This is a genomic window from Rhodothermales bacterium (assembly GCA_017643395.1).
GTDB lineage: Bacteria > Bacteroidota > Rhodothermia > Rhodothermales > UBA10348 > JABDJZ01.
In genome coordinates, this window is record JAEPNP010000001.1 from 902,657 (window position 1) to 918,164 (window position 15,508).

Consider the following 15,508-nt stretch of genomic DNA (forward strand, 5'->3'; position numbering starts at 1 on the left):
TGTGGGCGGGTCAAGCGTTACACACTTCAGGCCTGAGGCCTCTGAATGGGTATGGAACTCAAGCTAACTGAGTAGGTAACCAAAATGGTTTCACTTCGGCACCATTCGGCCATGCCCAACCTGACCATCAAGCAGATCCCGGAGGAACTGCTCCAGGCACTGCGAGAGCGTGCGGAGATCACTGGCCGCAGCATGAACAGGGAGGTCATCGCCTGCCTGCAAAGTGCTGTGATGCCTGCCAAACAGACGGCACAGGAGATCATCGCCGAACGAAAGGCGCTCTGGCAGGACCTTGGCATGGAGGGACTGCCACCCTATCACCCGTCCATGAAACGGGAGGGACAGAAGTGATTGTTGTCGACACGGATGTGCTCTGCTACGCCTATCTGAGGCTGGACCCCGAGCGCTCCGAGTTGGCCGACAGGGTCACGGAGAAGGACGACGAGTGGGCCATGCCGACCGTCTGGCCGCACGAGTTCTGGAACGTGCTCGCATCCTACGTACGCTTCCACGGCATGCCGGTGAGGACAGCCCGCCGCCTGGCTGCCGCCGTCAGTGACCGCTTTCGGGTCAGGACGATTCCTGTGCCGGCCCGTGAGGTGCTCAACGCCGTAGCGGAAGGCAACCGGACCGCCTACGACGCGCAGTACATCGCACTGGCCCGGCGACTCGGCATCACGCTCGTCACCGGTGACCGCAAGCTGGCCCAGGCTTTCCCTGACTGCGCGGTGACCATGGAGGCGTTCACCTCCTGACACTGGCCGGGCCGATCATTGCGGCACGCGCCCACAAGTCCCGCTGCCTGAAAAACGCCGGGAACCCTGTACCATACTACGCGCCGTTTGCGTGCCCTCCCCGGGCCTTGGAGCGCCACAAGGGTGTGAGCGGCGGAGGATGGCCGCTCACACCCTGGCCGCCCAGCGTTACCTTGGCACCCCCCTTCATCACGCTGCAATGACCCGAAGTCAACTTGCCGCGCGCGCCGGCGTGAATCCTGAAACGGTGCGCTATTACGAGCGACGAGGCCTCATGCCGGAGCCGCCGCGCAGCCACACCTCGTACCGCGTCTACAGCGACGAGCATGTGGCACGGCTGCTCTTCATCAAACGCTCCCAGGACCTTGGTTTTACCCTGAACGAGGCCGCAGTCCTGCTGGAGTTGTATGACTCCGGCGGCAACCCCTGCAACCAGGTACGCGAACAGGCCCTGCAAAAAATCCAGGTCGTGCGGTCTCGCATCGCAGACCTGCAGCGCATAGAGACAGCCCTCTCCAACCTGGCCAGCTGCTGCGCCGCCTCCACCAAGGACGATCCCTGCTCGATCCTCAAGTCCCTGACTGCCCCGGAGGCCTAGACGCGCACGAGCCAGTCCCCGCGCCCGACCCACTTGTAGGTTGTCAGCGCCTCCAGGCCCATAGGCCCACGTGCGTGCAGCTTCTGCGTTGATACGGCCACTTCCGCGCCCAATCCGAACTGCCCACCATCGGTGAATCGGGTACTGGCATTCACGTATACCGCGGCCGAGTCCACTTCGGCAACAAATCGCTCGGCGTTCTCCGCAGACTGCGTGAGAATGCAGTCTGAGTGGCCGGAGCTGTGACAGTCGATGTGGTCCAGAGCGTCCTCCAGCCCCTCAACCACATGCACGCTCAGACTGAGCGACAACCATTCTCGGTCGAAGTCGCCGTCTTTGACCTCCTCGGCCTGGGGCAACCAGTGCGCGGCCGCCGGAGAGGCGTGCAGCGACACGCCGGGCAGGCGCCCGGGTAGCCGCGGCAGAAAATCGTCAGCAATGCCTCGATGCACCAGGACCGTATCCAGCGCATTGCAGACACTGGGCCGCTGCGTCTTGGCATTGTGAATCACCGCGAAGGCCTTGTCCAGGTCAGCCGTCTCATCCACAAAGGCGTGGCAAATGCCGATACCGCCGGTGATCACCGGAATCGTGCCTGCCTCGACACACAACCGGTGCAGCCCAGCACCGCCGCGAGGAATGATCATGTCGACGAAACGGTCCAGTCGCAGCAAGTCCTGCACGTAGGCACGGTCCGTGGAGTCAACGAATTGCACCGCGTCAGCGGAAACGCCTGCGTCCCGCAGCGCCTGACGAATGACGCGTACCAGAGCCCGATTCGTTAGCAACGTCTCCTTGCCGCCCCGCAGGATGGATGCATTGCCGGTGCGCATGCACAACGCCGCGATGTCCACCGTGACGTTGGGGCGGGCCTCGTAGATCACGCCCACCACCCCGAGCGGCACGCGCACGCGGCTGAGGTCGAGGCCACTCTCGAGTTCGCGCCGGTCCATCACCTTCCCGACCGGATCCGGAATATCTGCCACACGATCGACGTCTGCTGCCAACATCTCCAACCTGGGCGCATCAAGCCGCAGGCGATCCATCAGCGCAGCGCCGAGCACGCCCTCTGCCGCCGCACAGTCGGCCTGATTGGCCTCGAGGATTTCCTTACTGGCGGCTCGCAGTCCTTTGGCCATGGCCCGCACCGAGGCAGCCCGCTCATCGCCCGTCAGCCGAGCCAGAACGCGAGACGCCGCGCGGGCCTGCCGACCCATCAACTCCAGATCAACACTCATTCCTGCACCACAAAATCATTCCTGTGTATTGCTACCGGGCCCCGGGAGTAGCCCAGAATCTGCTCGATCTCAGTGGACCGCCGGCCGACCAACTGCATCAGTTCCGCGTGGTCATATTGCACTATGCCTCGTCCGAGCTCGCGGCCACCTTCGGCCCTGACCCGGACCGTGTCACCTCGCGAAAACGCCCCGTCCACGTGAAGGATACCCGCCGGCAATAGGCTGCGCCCGTTCGACAACACGGCATTGGCGGCTCCTGCATCCACCACGATCGACGCCCGCGCCGCCGGCCCCGCCAGAATCCAACGTTTGCGGTGCTCGAGCGGCGTGTTTGTCGGTGCGAATCGGGTGCCCACGGGCTCCCCGGCGGTGGCTCGGATGATCACGTCCGGCGCATGCCCTGATGCCACCACAACCGCCGCCCCGGCGCGGCCGGCGATCTCGGCCGCCAGCACCTTGGTGGCCATGCCGCCGGTACCTACGTCTGAGGCCGCGCCACCAGCCGTGGCCCGGAGCCTGTCGTCCACGCGAGATACATCCGTGATCAGCCGCGCCTCCGGATTGGAACGCGGATCTGCGGTGAACAAGCCGGGCTGATCCGTCAGAAGGATCAGGAGGTCCGCACCGCAAAGCCCGGCCAGAAGTGCGGAGAGTGCGTCGTTGTCGCCGAGCCGGATTTCGGCCGTGGCGACGGCATCATTCTCGTTGGCAATCGGCAGCACGCCGTGCCCCAGCATGGCCTCCAGCGCATCGCGCGCGTTCAGGTAGCGACGACGGTCTTCGACATCGGCGCGGGTGAACAGGAGCTGACCCACCACGACGTCAAAAGGCACAAAGCACGTTTGCCAGGCCTGCATGAGATGGGTTTGTCCGACGGCGGCAAGCATCTGCCGGGACGGTAGCCCTGAGGGTGCCAGGCCTGTGCGCGCGCGTCCAGCGGCGATCGCGCCGGAAGAACACAGCAGCACCTGGTGCCCATCGGCCATCAAGCGGGCGCATTGCCCGGCGAGCTCCGCCATATGTGCCGTGTCCAGGGACAGCCCGCCTCCGGTGAGCACGCTCGTACCGATTTTGACTACAATTCGGGCCATGCAGCCTGCAACCCCGGCCCGCGCCGCGTGTGCCGCAGAAAGCGCATCCAGGCGGCTATATTCGAGGCATGCCCCCCCGCTTGCTGCCCCTCCTGGTCCTTTGTCTGGTGTGCGTTCGCGCCTCCGGACAGAACCTTCAGGTGCGCACGCTCTCGGTTTCGGAGGGCCTGTCCCAATCCAGTGCGCAGGTCATCTACCAGGACCGCCTGGGCATCGTGTGGATCGGCACGGAAGTCGGCCTGAACCGCTTCGACGGTCACGAAGTGACGCGCTTCAACCATCGACCGGATGAGCCAGGATCGCTGCCGGGGGCATCGGTCGTTGACATCACCGAAGATGAGGCGGGCAGCCTGTGGGTGGCCACAGAGCCCGGCGGGCTTGCGCGCTTTGACCGGGAAGCCCGCACGTTCTCACGAGTCGCCTTGCCGGACATCCTGATCTCGGCGGTCGCACCCGACACTTCAGGAGCACTATGGCTCGGCACTGACAACGGTCTGCTCCGGCTGAACCCGGCGACGGGTGACACCACACGCTACAGCGAAGGGCTGGCGGGCGCGTGGGTCATCGATCTGCGCACGGCCGTTGACGGCAGCCTACTGATCACGAGTGAAGGGGGTGGGCTCACACGCATGGCCGGCGGACTCCGATTTGAAGGGCTCTGGCCGACCGACGGCGACACCACCTACTTGCCCGTGGGCATCGAAGCGGACACCGACCCCTCCGGCGGCATCTGGCTGGGCACGCCGGAAGGGCTCGTGCACCTCGATGCCGCTTCGGAAACCGTGCACCGCACGCCAGGTCTCGAGAACGAGTTCGTGCTTTCGGTGCTGGCGCACTCGGACGGCACGGTCTGGGTGGGCACGGGAGACGGTGGGCTCTACACCATACCTCCCGGCGGCACGGCGGTGCGGGTCGATGAACTGCTCGAGCTTGGAGACGACACCATCTACAGCCTCCTCGAGGATGCCTCCGGCCTGGTCTGGGTGGGAACGAGTTCGGCGGGAGCCAAGCTGCTCACGCCGGTCTCCCGGCGATTTGATGCGCTAGGTAGGGCCATGCAGAACCGGGAGGTATGGAGCCTTCTGGAGACCCGCGGCGGCGAGATCTGGGCCGGTTCCAGCGACACCGGCGTTGACGTACTGACTCCCGCCGGCGAGGTCTTGCGCAAGTATCGCACCCCCGACGAAGATGAGGAAGGCGCAATCCCCTGGGGTCTGGTGCTGGCCATGGCCGAACACCCGGACGGCGCTGTCTGGCTGGGCATGGATGGGGAGGGCTTCGCGCGTTGGGACCCTGACACGGACCAATTCACCCACTACCTCCCGGGCGAAGCGGCAGGGCTCGAAGCGGACATGATCACCGCGATTCACATCGCCCGTGACAGCTCCGTATGGCTGGCCACAGCGGGTTGGGGACTGGCGCGTATGGTGGACGATGAGGTCCGTGAACACCTCATCCACCCGGACTCCCTGCACGGGGCAAACTGGGTATTGTCGATCGCCGAGGATGCGGCCGGTGCGCTGTGGCTGGGCACCGAAGGCGGCGTGGCCCGCTTCGACCCCGAGACGCTTCAGGCGACGGTGAGCGATGACGGCCTGCTCGGCCCCACCGCCTTTTCAGTCTGGCCGGCGGAAGACGGTACCCAGTGGGCCGGTACTCCCCACGGACTCGTACATCTAGCAGGCCCCGACACGCGTGTCTACACTGAAGCGGACGGCCTGCCCAACCACGTGATCTACGCCGTGCGTCCGGACGAAGACGGCCGACTCTGGATGAGCACCAACGCCGGCCTGGCTGTGCTGGATCGGGCCACCGGAGACATCCGGGCCTTTGATCCGGGCGATGGGCTGCCCGGCCACGAGTTCAACCATGGTGCTCACACCACGGCACCCGACGGCTCCCTGCTCTTCGGCGGCATCGAGGGCATCACGCGGGTGAATCCGGAGGTATGGTCCTTCCGCGCCTACGACCCGCCCCTCATGGTCACGACCGTGGACGTGTTTGGAGAGCCCATCGCCCACGACCTGACGGACGGAGCGGCCCTGCGGCTTGCCCATGACCGCAACTATGTGTCGCTGGAATTCGCGGCGCTCGACTTTGTCGCTCCGGAAAACCACCGGTTTGCCTACAGGCTGGAGCCGGATGAAACCGAGTGGACACAGGCCGGCACCCGACGCTACCAGAGCTACAACAACCTGGCCCCGGGAGACTACACGTTCCGGCTGCGCGGCACGAATGGCGATGGGTTGTGGAGCGCCCAGACGCTGGCGCTGGACATCTCCATCGTGCCACCCTTCTGGCAACGCTGGTGGTTCAGGCTCATGGGTGGGCTGGTGCTGCTGGGGCTCGCCGTGCAGGGCGTGCGGGCCTGGACGCGGTATCGCGTGCGCGAGCGGGATGCGCGTATCCTGGTGCAGCAGCGCATCAATCAGCGACTGGAGGAGGAACGCGTGCACATTGCCCGCGAACTGCACGACGGGCCTTTACAGCAACTGCAGCTGTCCGGTTTTGAGCTGCAGGCGCTGCAGGACACCGCGCCCGGCAAGGTGGAGGGCCTGCGCGGTGCCATTGGCGAGGCCATGAATGAGCTACGCGCCATCTGCGGCGAACTCAGACCCCCGGCGCTGGTGCATTTCGGGTTGGGGCCGGCCATTCGCAGCCACGCCGAACGGCTGCTGGAACGGTACGACGACCTCGAAATGGACCTGGACCTGCCCGCCGAGGGTACCATGCTGCCCGAGCGCGCACGCCTCGGCCTGTTTCGCATGTACCAGGAGAGCATGAGCAACGTGATTCGCCATGCCCGGCCGTGCCGGGTGCGGGTGTCCCTGCGCGTCGGCGATGACGGCACGGTGCTCGAAGTGTCGGACAACGGGCCAGGATTCCGCGTGCCTTCGGGTTTTGCCGCACTGGCGGCCGATGGACACTTTGGCCTGCTCGGCGCGCAGGAGCGGGTTGTCGCGCTTGGAGGCTCCATGGAGGTGGATTCGCGACCGGGCAGCGGAACGCGGCTCGTATTCAGGGTGCCGGCATGAGTGCGAAAATCCGGGTCGTGATTGCCGATGACCATCCGCTCATTCGGGCGGGGATTCGCGGCGTTCTGGATGACGCCGCGGATATCGAGGTGGTCGAAGAGGCGGCGGACGGGGAGGCGGCGCTGGAAGCCGCCCGCCGGGTGGAGCCCGACGTACTGCTACTCGACGTGGAAATGCCCCGCATGGAGGGCATCGAGGTCGCGCGGCAACTGGTGGCCGAAGGATCGTCCGTACGCATCCTTGCTCTCAGCGCGCACGATGACGAGCAGTACGTGTTCGGCCTGCTGGAAGCCGGGGCTGCAGGCTATCTGGTCAAGGATGAGGTGCCCGCCACCATCGCCGACGCCGTGCGCGGCGTAGCGCGTGGCGAGGACGGGTGGCTGAGCCGGCGCATCGCCGCGCGGCTGATGAAGCGTCGCACCGCGGGTGGTGGCGGCACGGACGATGCGGTCCTCTCGGATCGCGAGCGCGAGGTGCTCGGGCTGGTTGCTGCCGGGCTGGACAACCAGGAGATCGGCGAGCGTCTGTTCATTGCCGAGAACACGGTCAAGAGCCACTGCTACAGCATCTACGCCAAGATCGGCGTCAAGAATCGCGTGCAGGCCGCGGCGTGGGCGTGGCGGCGAGGGCTGTCGGGGCCGGTGTGAGGGCTACGCGCCGAGCAGAGCGGCGGGCACAACGGCGATACCGTCTGGACGCCGATACGCTGCCGGACCCGTGTTGACGACAACCGCATCCAGCAGATCGTCCCCCAGCTGTTCCTTGAGCCAAGTCAGGTGCTTCACGTCGGAATCGTCCACCGTGCCGCCCAGCTTGACCTCCAGCGCGACAACGCGCTGATCTCTCCGTTCTACGATCAGGTCTATTTCTCTCCTGCCACCCTTGGTGCGCAAGTGCCAGACCCTGGCTTCGGCTTGCTGCGCATAGACCCGCACACTCTGCGTCACGAGACTCTCAAACAAGTGCCCCAGCAGCGTGCCGTCACGCGGAAATTCCACCGCGCCCCCGACGCCAGTTAGCAGGGATTCCTCATCCACCCCGAGTAGCACTGCTGCCAACGCGGGGTCGGCCAGGTGGTGTTTCGGCGGGCGCGTCAACCGTGCGATGGGGTTCCGGCTGGGAAGCCACGCGGGCAGGCTGTCCAGCACCCACATGCGTTCCAGCGCATCTCGATAGGGCTCCAGCGCGGCACGGGTCGGTTTGGTTGACAGACCGGGCGTTGCCGCATCCCGAATGGTCTCGTAGCTGGCCGAAGTTGCCGTGCCAGCAGCATAAGCCGCCAACCACGCCTTGAGGACTTGCGGGCGCCGGACCGAGTAGCCCGCCTCTGGAAAATCGCGATCAACCAGCCGCTGGATGTAGCTGTCCAACTGCGCCCGGAGCGCGCGACCCGAATAGCGTCGGATTGCGGGGAAGCCCGATCGAACGATTTCTTCCGTGTAGTCGCGCAGCTCCAGGTCGCAAGCACCAGAGACTCTGGCTGCCTCACCCCTCAGCAACTCGGACAGGCTCACTGTGCACGATGCCAGGTCGCGCTCCTGAAGGGAATAGGGGCGCATGCGCACGCTCACGATGCGGGCCGCGCCGGAGTGGGTCGGCGGTGTGCTCGGGGATGCAGAGCCGGTCAGCAGAAACCTCCCGGGTGCCGGATTGTCGTCGACGGCCCTGCGCACGGCATCCCAACTTTCCGGGATACGCTGCCACTCGTCGATCAGGATAGGCGGAGTCCCCTCGGTCAGAAGGTCGGGCGATGCGCGCATCACCTCGAACTGGGCCTGCCTGTCCAGCTGGTACGTCGTGGCCGCGCGTCTCGACGCGGTTTCAGTCTTGCCGACTCCTTTCGGGCCTTCCAGTGAAATGGCCGGCAGCTGCGGCAGCAGTTCGTCGAGCTCTTTGTCGACTATGCGTGTTCTATAGGCAGCTGATTCCACGGGATCCGTCTTGATTGGTCCTAAATCGCGCTTTTGGGTACGCGATAAAGCGAATAGAAATCGAGGAAGGGCGATGAAAAATACGGATGGACCACATTGTAATATACAGATGGACCACTTTCAACTATACAGATGGACCACTTTCAACTATACAGATGGACCACCTTCTACTATACAGATGGTCCACCCCGCCTAGCCCGCCCCAACTAAAGTGTGACCCGCATTTCCCACTCCGGTCGCACCCCGTTTCCGCCCTGTGCCTCAGGCGCATTGGAGACCCGCACAGATAGGTTGAGCCATGTTTCAATAGCTCTCCTGGAGTCATGCGTGTCTTACTGCTGCTACTCGCCGCGATTCTGACGGCCCCGGCTGTGTTTGCCCAGGGCGTCGAACGATCCTTTCTCATCAAGCTGACGCCGGAGGCCGATCGGGCCCTGCGCATCAGCACCACCAAGGCCGGGGTACGCACCGGCATCCCCTCCCTGGACAGCCTGCACCGTGAGTTTGGTGCGGCCGAGATGGTGCGCGTCTTCCCGGACGCTGGCCGTCACGAGGCGCGGCACCGGGCATTCGGCCTGCACCGCTGGTACAAGCTGCGTGTCAAGGAGGTCGACGTGTCCGAAGCGCTGCTGGACCGCTACCGGAGCAGCCTGAGCGTGGAGCGTGTGGACCGGGTGCGCAAGCGCTCGATGCGGGGCGGATCCTCTGGAGCGCCGCTGCGCCCGGACGCAACACCGCGGCCCGGCCGCTCGGAGACACCGCTGCGCCGGGGCACCGAGATCCGAGCCACCACCGGAGCCGCTGCGGCCCGCACGCCGGACGACCCGTCCTTTTCGGCACAGTGGCAGTACAACGCCGCCAATGACGCCGACATCGACCTCGTCGAGGCCTGGGACCTGACCACCGGCTCGCCGGATGTCATCGTTGCGGTCCTGGATTCCGGGGCCGACCTGGACCACCCGGATCTTGTCAACAATCTCTGGACCAACCCGGGCGAAATCGCCGGGAACGGCATCGACGACGACAACAACGGCTTCGTGGACGACATCCACGGCTGGGATTTCTCTGACGGCGACAACAGTCCGCAGGATGTGGACGGCCACGGCACCCACACCGCAGGGACCATCGCCGCCTCGACCAACAACGGCGTCGGTGTGGCCGGCGTGGCCGGGGGCTTTGACGGCGGCGGTGCGCGCGTCATGCCGCTGAAGATTTTTGAGAACGCGCTGGATGACCTGATCGCAAATGCGTTCGTCTATGCCGCCGATAACGGCGCTGTCATCGCCTCCAACAGCTGGGGCGGTGGCGACCAGAGCTCCCTCATCGAGGACGCGATCAACTACTTCAACCAGAATGCCGGCGGCCAGGGCCAGCCCATGGTGGGGGGCCTTGTGGTCTTTGCCTCCGGAAACGACGGCTCCAACGACCCTTCCTGGGGCTATCCGGCTTCCTTGCCCAGCGTCATGGGCGTGGCCGCCTCAGACCAGGGGGACCGCATTCCGAACTGGTCCAATTACGGCAGCTACGTCGACATCTCCGCACCCGGCGCGGGCATCCTGAGCACCGTCGTGAACGGGTACGACACCTACGACGGCACCTCCATGGCCTGCCCGCACGTGGCCGGTGTGGCCGCCCTCGTGGCCTCCTATGCACCCGGCATGACGGCCGCACAGGTGCGCTCAATTCTGGAGCAGTCTGCCGACAACATCGACAGTCTGAACCCGTCCAGAGTGGGGCAACTCGGTGCAGGTCGGCTGAACGCCGCGGCAGCCCTGGCGCTCGCCGTGCCCCCGGCCCCGGACCATGAAGCGCCGGGTGCCATTGCCGCGCTCTCCGTGTCGGGTGCCACATCGGGCTCGCTGGCCCTGACGTGGACGGCAACCGGCGACGACGGCTCGACCGGTCGGGCGCATCACTACGACATCCGGTACGCCACGACCCCCATCGGCGATTTCGAAGCAGCCGCCTCCGCAGTGGGACCGACTCCGGCAAACGCAGGCCAGCAGGAAGCCTGGAGCCTGACCGGTCTGCAATCCAGCACCACGTACTACGTGGCCCTGCGCGCCGTGGACGAGGCCGGCAACAAAGGCCCCGTTTCGGCGCAGGTCAGCGGCACCACCGCGGACGGGCCGTCGCTGGTCGCTCAGCCCACCAGTCTCAGCGCCTCGGTCGAGGCCGGTGGGACCACATCGCTCGAACTGAACCTTCAGAACACGGGCTCTGCATCGCTGACCTTCACGGCCGCAGTCGTGCCGCCGTCTACCAACGCGCGCAGGGACGTGCTTCGCCGCGACAAGGAGCACCTGCGACGACAGGTTCGCGCCCTCAGAGACGTGACGCTGCGTTCCGGTGGCTCGGTGCTCGTGTGGGATCCCTCCGGGGTCGGGGCAGACCTTCCGAACGATCTCGCCGCGCTGGGCCATCAGACGGACTACGTCACCTCCCTCGGAGCGGCCGGCGACCTCGGTAGCTACCAGATGGTGCTCGTCACGCTGGGTTCGTTTCCGTACAACCACGTGCTGACACGCGGGCAGGCCAATACGCTGTCGAACTATCTGGACGGCGGCGGAGCGCTCTACATGGAGGGCGGTGATACGTGGGCCTACGACACCCCTCGCTCGGTGCATGACTACTTCGGCGCGGTAGGCGTCGACGACGGCACGAACGACCTGGATCGCATTTCGGGCGTCTCCGGCACCTGGGCCGCCGGGGCCGACTGGACCTACACGACCGACCCGGACCTCGCGGATTTCGTGGACCACCTGGAGCCCGTGAACGGTGGCGAGCCCGTGCTCACGAATACGCCGGGGGGCTACCACGTAGCGGTAGCCCTTGACGCCGGCTCCTATCGCACGCTGGCTGCCTCGTTCGCGGCGGCTCACCTGGGCGATGCGGACCGCGCCGAGTTCCTGTCCGGTGCCGTGAACTTCCTGACCGGTGGTGCCGGCGGACCCGCTCCCGGGCCCTGGATTGCGGTCTCGTCAGAGTCCGGTTCGCTGGCGGCCGGCGCTGCCGCGACGCTGACTGTGTCGATAGATGCCGCGACACTGGCCGAGGGCACCCATCAGGCGGTGATCGCCATCTCGGCCGACGGCGGGGCGCTGCGGGTGGATGTGCCCGTCACCTTGACCGTCACAGGAGGCGGCACGACGCCATCGCCCGATCCCACGCCTGATCCGACGCCCGATCCAGTCCTCCAGTTCGAGGCGACGGACCTGGTGGACCTTGACGGCGATACGCTGGACCTCTGGCCTGACGCGACCGGCAACGGGCACGATGCCGCGCAAGGAAGTGGGGGCCGGCAGCCCTGGGTGCTCACTGGGTGGATTGGCGATGCGCCGGCTGTGGTCTTCGACGGCCACAATGATTACTTGCGGTTGAGCAACCATCAGGACATCAACCTGGGTGGACCGTACGCCGCGAAGACCGTTGCAATGGTGTTCGAGACCGGCCCCGACACGCAGGCTAGGGAGGTCATTTTCGAGGAAGGCGGTGCGTCTCGTGGCCTGGCCGTGTATCAGGATCAGGGGCAGGTTCACCTGTCCGCCTGGAATCTCCCGGCAGACGGCGGCGCCGGAAACTGGGGACCGGTGACGGTTTCCGGCTCGGTGGAGCACTACACGCTCTACACGGTGGTGCTGACGCTGGACGGCGAGAACGGTACGTTATCAGGCCGCCTCAACGGAACCAGTCTCGGTTCGGTGGCGGGTGCCGGACAGCTGTTCGCGCACAGCGGGCGAGTCGGCCTCGGGGCGATGTGGAACGCCACAAGATTCCACGACGGCCCCTCAAGCGGCACCGGTCACTACTTCTCCGGGTCCATCGCCGGCATGCGGTACTTCAATGAAGCGCTAACCGAGTCGCAGGCAGCCGCCGTTGAGGGCGAGTTTCGCGATGACTACTTCGGCGGCCTGTCCTCCCTGACGCGCAAACGGCCGGCGACCGTGGAGCCGGAGGCCCTCCCGGCAGCCTTCACGCTGGACCAGAACTACCCGAACCCGTTCAACCCGACGACCTCCATCGCCTTTACGCTGTCCGAGGGATCGGCCGTGCGGCTGGAGATATTCGACGCGCTGGGTCGCCGTGTGCGCACCCTCTCGAGCGGTCAACTGCCTGCTGGCGCTCACAGCGTGACCTGGGATGCGCGCGACGCCTCCGGGCGACACGTGGCCTCGGGCACCTATCTCTACCGGCTCGAGGTTGGTGGACAGGTACAGACACGCACGATGCTGCTGCTGAAATAGTCCGGGCAGCCGATGGAGCGGGCGGGTAGGCTACGGTCGGCCCGCCCGTTTCCGTTTTTGCGCTTTTCCTGCCCATCGCCCGCGAGACTACCTTCCCCGGGTGCTTACCCCCCAGGAACGAAATCGCTATGCCCGCCACCTGCTCCTGCCGGGAGTCGGCGTCGAGGGGCAGGAGAAACTGAAAGCCGCGTCCGTGCTGATCGTTGGAGCGGGCGGGCTGGGATCCCCACTGGCGCTGTATCTCGCCGCTGCGGGTGTGGGCCGCCTGGGCATCGTGGATTTCGACACGGTGGACGCCACCAACCTGCAGCGGCAAATCCTGCACGGGACTTCCGACATCGGCCGGTCGAAGCTTGATTCGGCTGAGGATCGGCTCCGAGAGATCAATCCGCATGTCGAGATCGTGCGGTTTGACACGCGCTTGCATGCCGGCAATGCGCTGGAGGTGCTGCAGGGCTTCGATGTCGTCGCAGACGGCACCGACAACTTCCCCACCCGCTACCTGGTGAATGACGCCTGCGTGCTGCTCGGCATTCCGAACGTGCACGCCAGCGTATTTCGATTTGAGGGGCAGGTGTCAGTGTTTGGTATGCCGGACGGGCCGTGCTACCGGTGCGTGTATCCCGTGCCGCCGCCGCCCGAGCTGATGCCTTCCTGCGCCGAAGGTGGGGTCCTGGGCGTTCTGCCCGGCACGGTAGGCACCCTGCAGGCCACCGAGGTGCTGAAGCTGCTGCTCGGTATTGGGGAGGCGCTAGTGGGGCAGCTTCTGATTTTTGATGCACTGACGATGGACGTGCAGCTCTTGGGCGTGCCCCGCAGCGCGGATTGCCCGGTGTGTGGGCCGTCACCAAGCATCACGGTGCTGGTTGATTATGAAGCTTTCTGCGGTGTGCAGGCTGATCCGCCGCAGGTGCCGGGCATTTCCGCCCGCGAGCTCGCCGCCAGCCGGGAGGAATACCTCCTGCTGGACGTGCGTCAGCCGGAGGAGCGAGACATCGCCTCCCTGGGCGGTGTGCTGATTCCGTTGGCGGAGTTGGCAGCGCGCGTCCACGAAATACCGGGAGGTCGAGGTATTGTCGTCTACTGTCGAACCGGTGTGCGCTCCGCGCGGGCAGTGGCGCTGCTTGCGGATCGCGGGGTGGAAGGGGTGCTGAACCTTGAGGGCGGCATCCGGGCGTGGAGCCGCGAGGTCGATCCAACCATTCCCGAGTACTAGAATCTCCCGCCAATCCCCCGCCAAGGCGGCATGAATCGCGTTCGGCGGTCAAACCTGCCGGCATGCGTTGCGTGCAGGGCGGCCGATCGCCATTTTCCGGCCGTCATCTCCCCATCGCATGACACCTGTCGCTCCGTATTTCTGTCTGGGTATAAGCCATCACCGCGCCCCGGTGAAGGTGCGGGAGCGGTTGGCGCTCACCTCGGCGGAGATGCGCGCCCTGCTCGGGCTGGCTTTTCACGAAAGCGGCCTGACCGGACTGGTCGCACTGAGCACCTGCAACCGGGTGGAGTTCTACGCGAGCGTGCCGGAGAATCGTGTGGACGATGGAGTGAAGACTCTGGAGCGCATGCTCGGGGAGCGCATCAAGGGACTGGAGCCGCACCTGTACCGCTTGAACGGCCTCGCCGCCGCCCAGCACCTTGCCCGCGTCGCCGCGGGACTCGACGCTCTCGTGCTTGGTGAAGCCCAGATTCTGGGGCAGATCGATGCCGCGTGGCGACTGGCCCAGGAGAATCATGCCTCCAGCCCTGCCCTGGATGACCTCTTCCGATCCGCCCTGAAAGCGGGGCGCCGTGCTCGTGCCGAAACCGACATCGCCACCAACCCGGTCAGTGTCAGTTCAGTGGCCGTGCGCAAGGCCGAACAGGCCCTCGGCACCCTGGAAGGCAAGCGTGCAGCCGTCGTCGGGTTGGGCGAGACCGGCCGCCTGGTGATCAAGGTGCTGCGTCGCAAGCGCACAGAAGATCTGTTGTTCGTCAACAGAACGCTTTCGATTGCGCAGGAGCAGGCCGAGCGCGAACAGGGACGCGCCCTCGACTTCATGGAGCTTCCGGAGGTGCTTCGGCAGGCGGACGTGGTGTTCTGCTGCACCGGCTGCCCCTATCCGCTGGTCAAGCGTGCGCTTGTTGATCGGGCGATGGCGTCCCGGCCCGACCGACCTCTGGTGCTGGTGGACCTCGCCGTACCGCATGACATAGAGCCCGAAGTCAGCGAAATCGCCGGCGTGCAGCGGCTTGATGTGGACGCCATGCAGGTCGAGATCTCCGGATCTCTGGAGAAGCGCCAGACCGCGATCCCTGCAGTGGAGAACATCCTGGAAGATGAACTGGCGCGGTATGAGCGTTTCCTGCTCGAGGCGCGCGTGCAGCCGCTGATCACGGACCTGCGCAGGCAGGCGGACGACATTCGTCGCACGGAGCTCGAACGATTGGCGGATCGGCTTCCGGATTTGCCGGATGATGTGCTGCAGCACATCGAACGATTCTCGCAGGCCCTGGTGCAGAAGCTGTATCACCACCCGACGACCGGCCTGCGCCGCGAGGCAGGCCAGGGGGAGGCCGAGGAGCTGGCCCGGACGGTACGCGCCCTGTTTCAGTTGCGCGAGCGCGCCGGCTGAA

The 15,508-nt window shown here is 65.7% G+C and carries 11 protein-coding genes; 8 read left to right on the plus strand and 3 right to left on the minus strand.

Annotated elements, in window-relative coordinates; translation table 11 throughout:
- Nucleotides 1–111: 111 nt before the first annotated feature.
- The 3 genes from JJ896_03510 (at nucleotide 112) to JJ896_03520 (ending at nucleotide 1,353) form a co-directional block, all read left to right on the plus strand.
- Nucleotides 112–351 (plus strand): Arc family DNA-binding protein, encoded by a 240-nt coding sequence (locus JJ896_03510; protein MBO6778701.1) that lies wholly within the window; start codon nucleotides 112–114, stop codon nucleotides 349–351.
- Nucleotides 348–755, plus strand: coding sequence for a type II toxin-antitoxin system VapC family toxin (locus JJ896_03515; GenBank protein MBO6778702.1), 408 nt, complete (start codon nucleotides 348–350; stop codon nucleotides 753–755). Before JJ896_03510 ends, JJ896_03515 begins: the two co-directional genes overlap by 4 nt.
- A gap of 199 nt (nucleotides 756–954) precedes the next feature.
- Complete coding sequence (locus tag JJ896_03520; protein ID MBO6778703.1) at nucleotides 955–1,353, plus strand: MerR family transcriptional regulator; 399 nt, start codon at nucleotides 955–957, stop codon at nucleotides 1,351–1,353.
- Here JJ896_03520 and JJ896_03525 read toward each other — a convergent pair.
- Entirely contained in the window at nucleotides 1,350–2,591 is a 1,242-nt protein-coding gene (locus JJ896_03525; GenBank protein MBO6778704.1) for a glutamate-5-semialdehyde dehydrogenase, read from the minus strand. The genes JJ896_03520 and JJ896_03525 overlap by 4 nt on opposite strands.
- Nucleotides 2,588–3,682 carry a glutamate 5-kinase gene (gene proB, locus JJ896_03530; GenBank protein MBO6778705.1) on the minus strand — a complete coding sequence of 365 codons (1,095 nt, stop codon included), beginning with the start codon at nucleotides 3,680–3,682 and terminating at the stop codon, nucleotides 2,588–2,590. Before proB ends, JJ896_03525 begins: the two co-directional genes overlap by 4 nt.
- 68 nt (nucleotides 3,683–3,750) lie before the next feature.
- On the opposite strand from proB, the gene JJ896_03535 reads away from it, so the two are divergent.
- Together JJ896_03535 and JJ896_03540 are read left to right on the plus strand one after the other, a co-directional pair.
- The gene (locus JJ896_03535) at nucleotides 3,751–6,717 is read left to right on the plus strand and encodes a hypothetical protein (GenBank protein ID MBO6778706.1); all 2,967 of its coding nucleotides are present in this window, start codon (nucleotides 3,751–3,753) and stop codon (nucleotides 6,715–6,717) included.
- A complete protein-coding gene (locus JJ896_03540) occupies nucleotides 6,714–7,364 on the plus strand; it encodes a response regulator transcription factor (protein ID MBO6778707.1) in 651 nt (216 codons plus the stop codon). Before JJ896_03535 ends, JJ896_03540 begins: the two co-directional genes overlap by 4 nt.
- Before the next feature lie 3 nt (nucleotides 7,365–7,367).
- Here the strand turns inward: JJ896_03540 and JJ896_03545 are convergent, their stop codons facing one another.
- Nucleotides 7,368–8,648: an ATP-binding protein gene (locus JJ896_03545; protein ID MBO6778708.1), complete on the minus strand. Its 1,281-nt coding sequence runs from the start codon at nucleotides 8,646–8,648 to the stop codon at nucleotides 7,368–7,370.
- 323 nt (nucleotides 8,649–8,971) lie between these two features.
- Between JJ896_03545 and JJ896_03550 the strand changes: the two genes are divergently transcribed.
- The 3 genes from JJ896_03550 to JJ896_03560 all read left to right on the plus strand — a co-directional run bounded on the left by JJ896_03550 (nucleotide 8,972) and on the right by JJ896_03560 (nucleotide 15,507).
- A complete protein-coding gene (locus tag JJ896_03550) occupies nucleotides 8,972–12,892 on the plus strand; it encodes a S8 family serine peptidase (protein MBO6778709.1) in 3,921 nt (1,306 codons plus the stop codon).
- A gap of 100 nt (nucleotides 12,893–12,992) precedes the next feature.
- On the plus strand, nucleotides 12,993–14,108 hold the full coding sequence (gene moeB, locus JJ896_03555) for a molybdopterin-synthase adenylyltransferase MoeB (protein ID MBO6778710.1): 1,116 nt from the start codon (nucleotides 12,993–12,995) through the stop codon (nucleotides 14,106–14,108).
- A 118-nt stretch (nucleotides 14,109–14,226) separates the two neighbouring features.
- A complete protein-coding gene (locus tag JJ896_03560) occupies nucleotides 14,227–15,507 on the plus strand; it encodes a glutamyl-tRNA reductase (protein ID MBO6778711.1) in 1,281 nt (426 codons plus the stop codon).
- Nucleotide 15,508 lies beyond the last annotated feature (1 nt).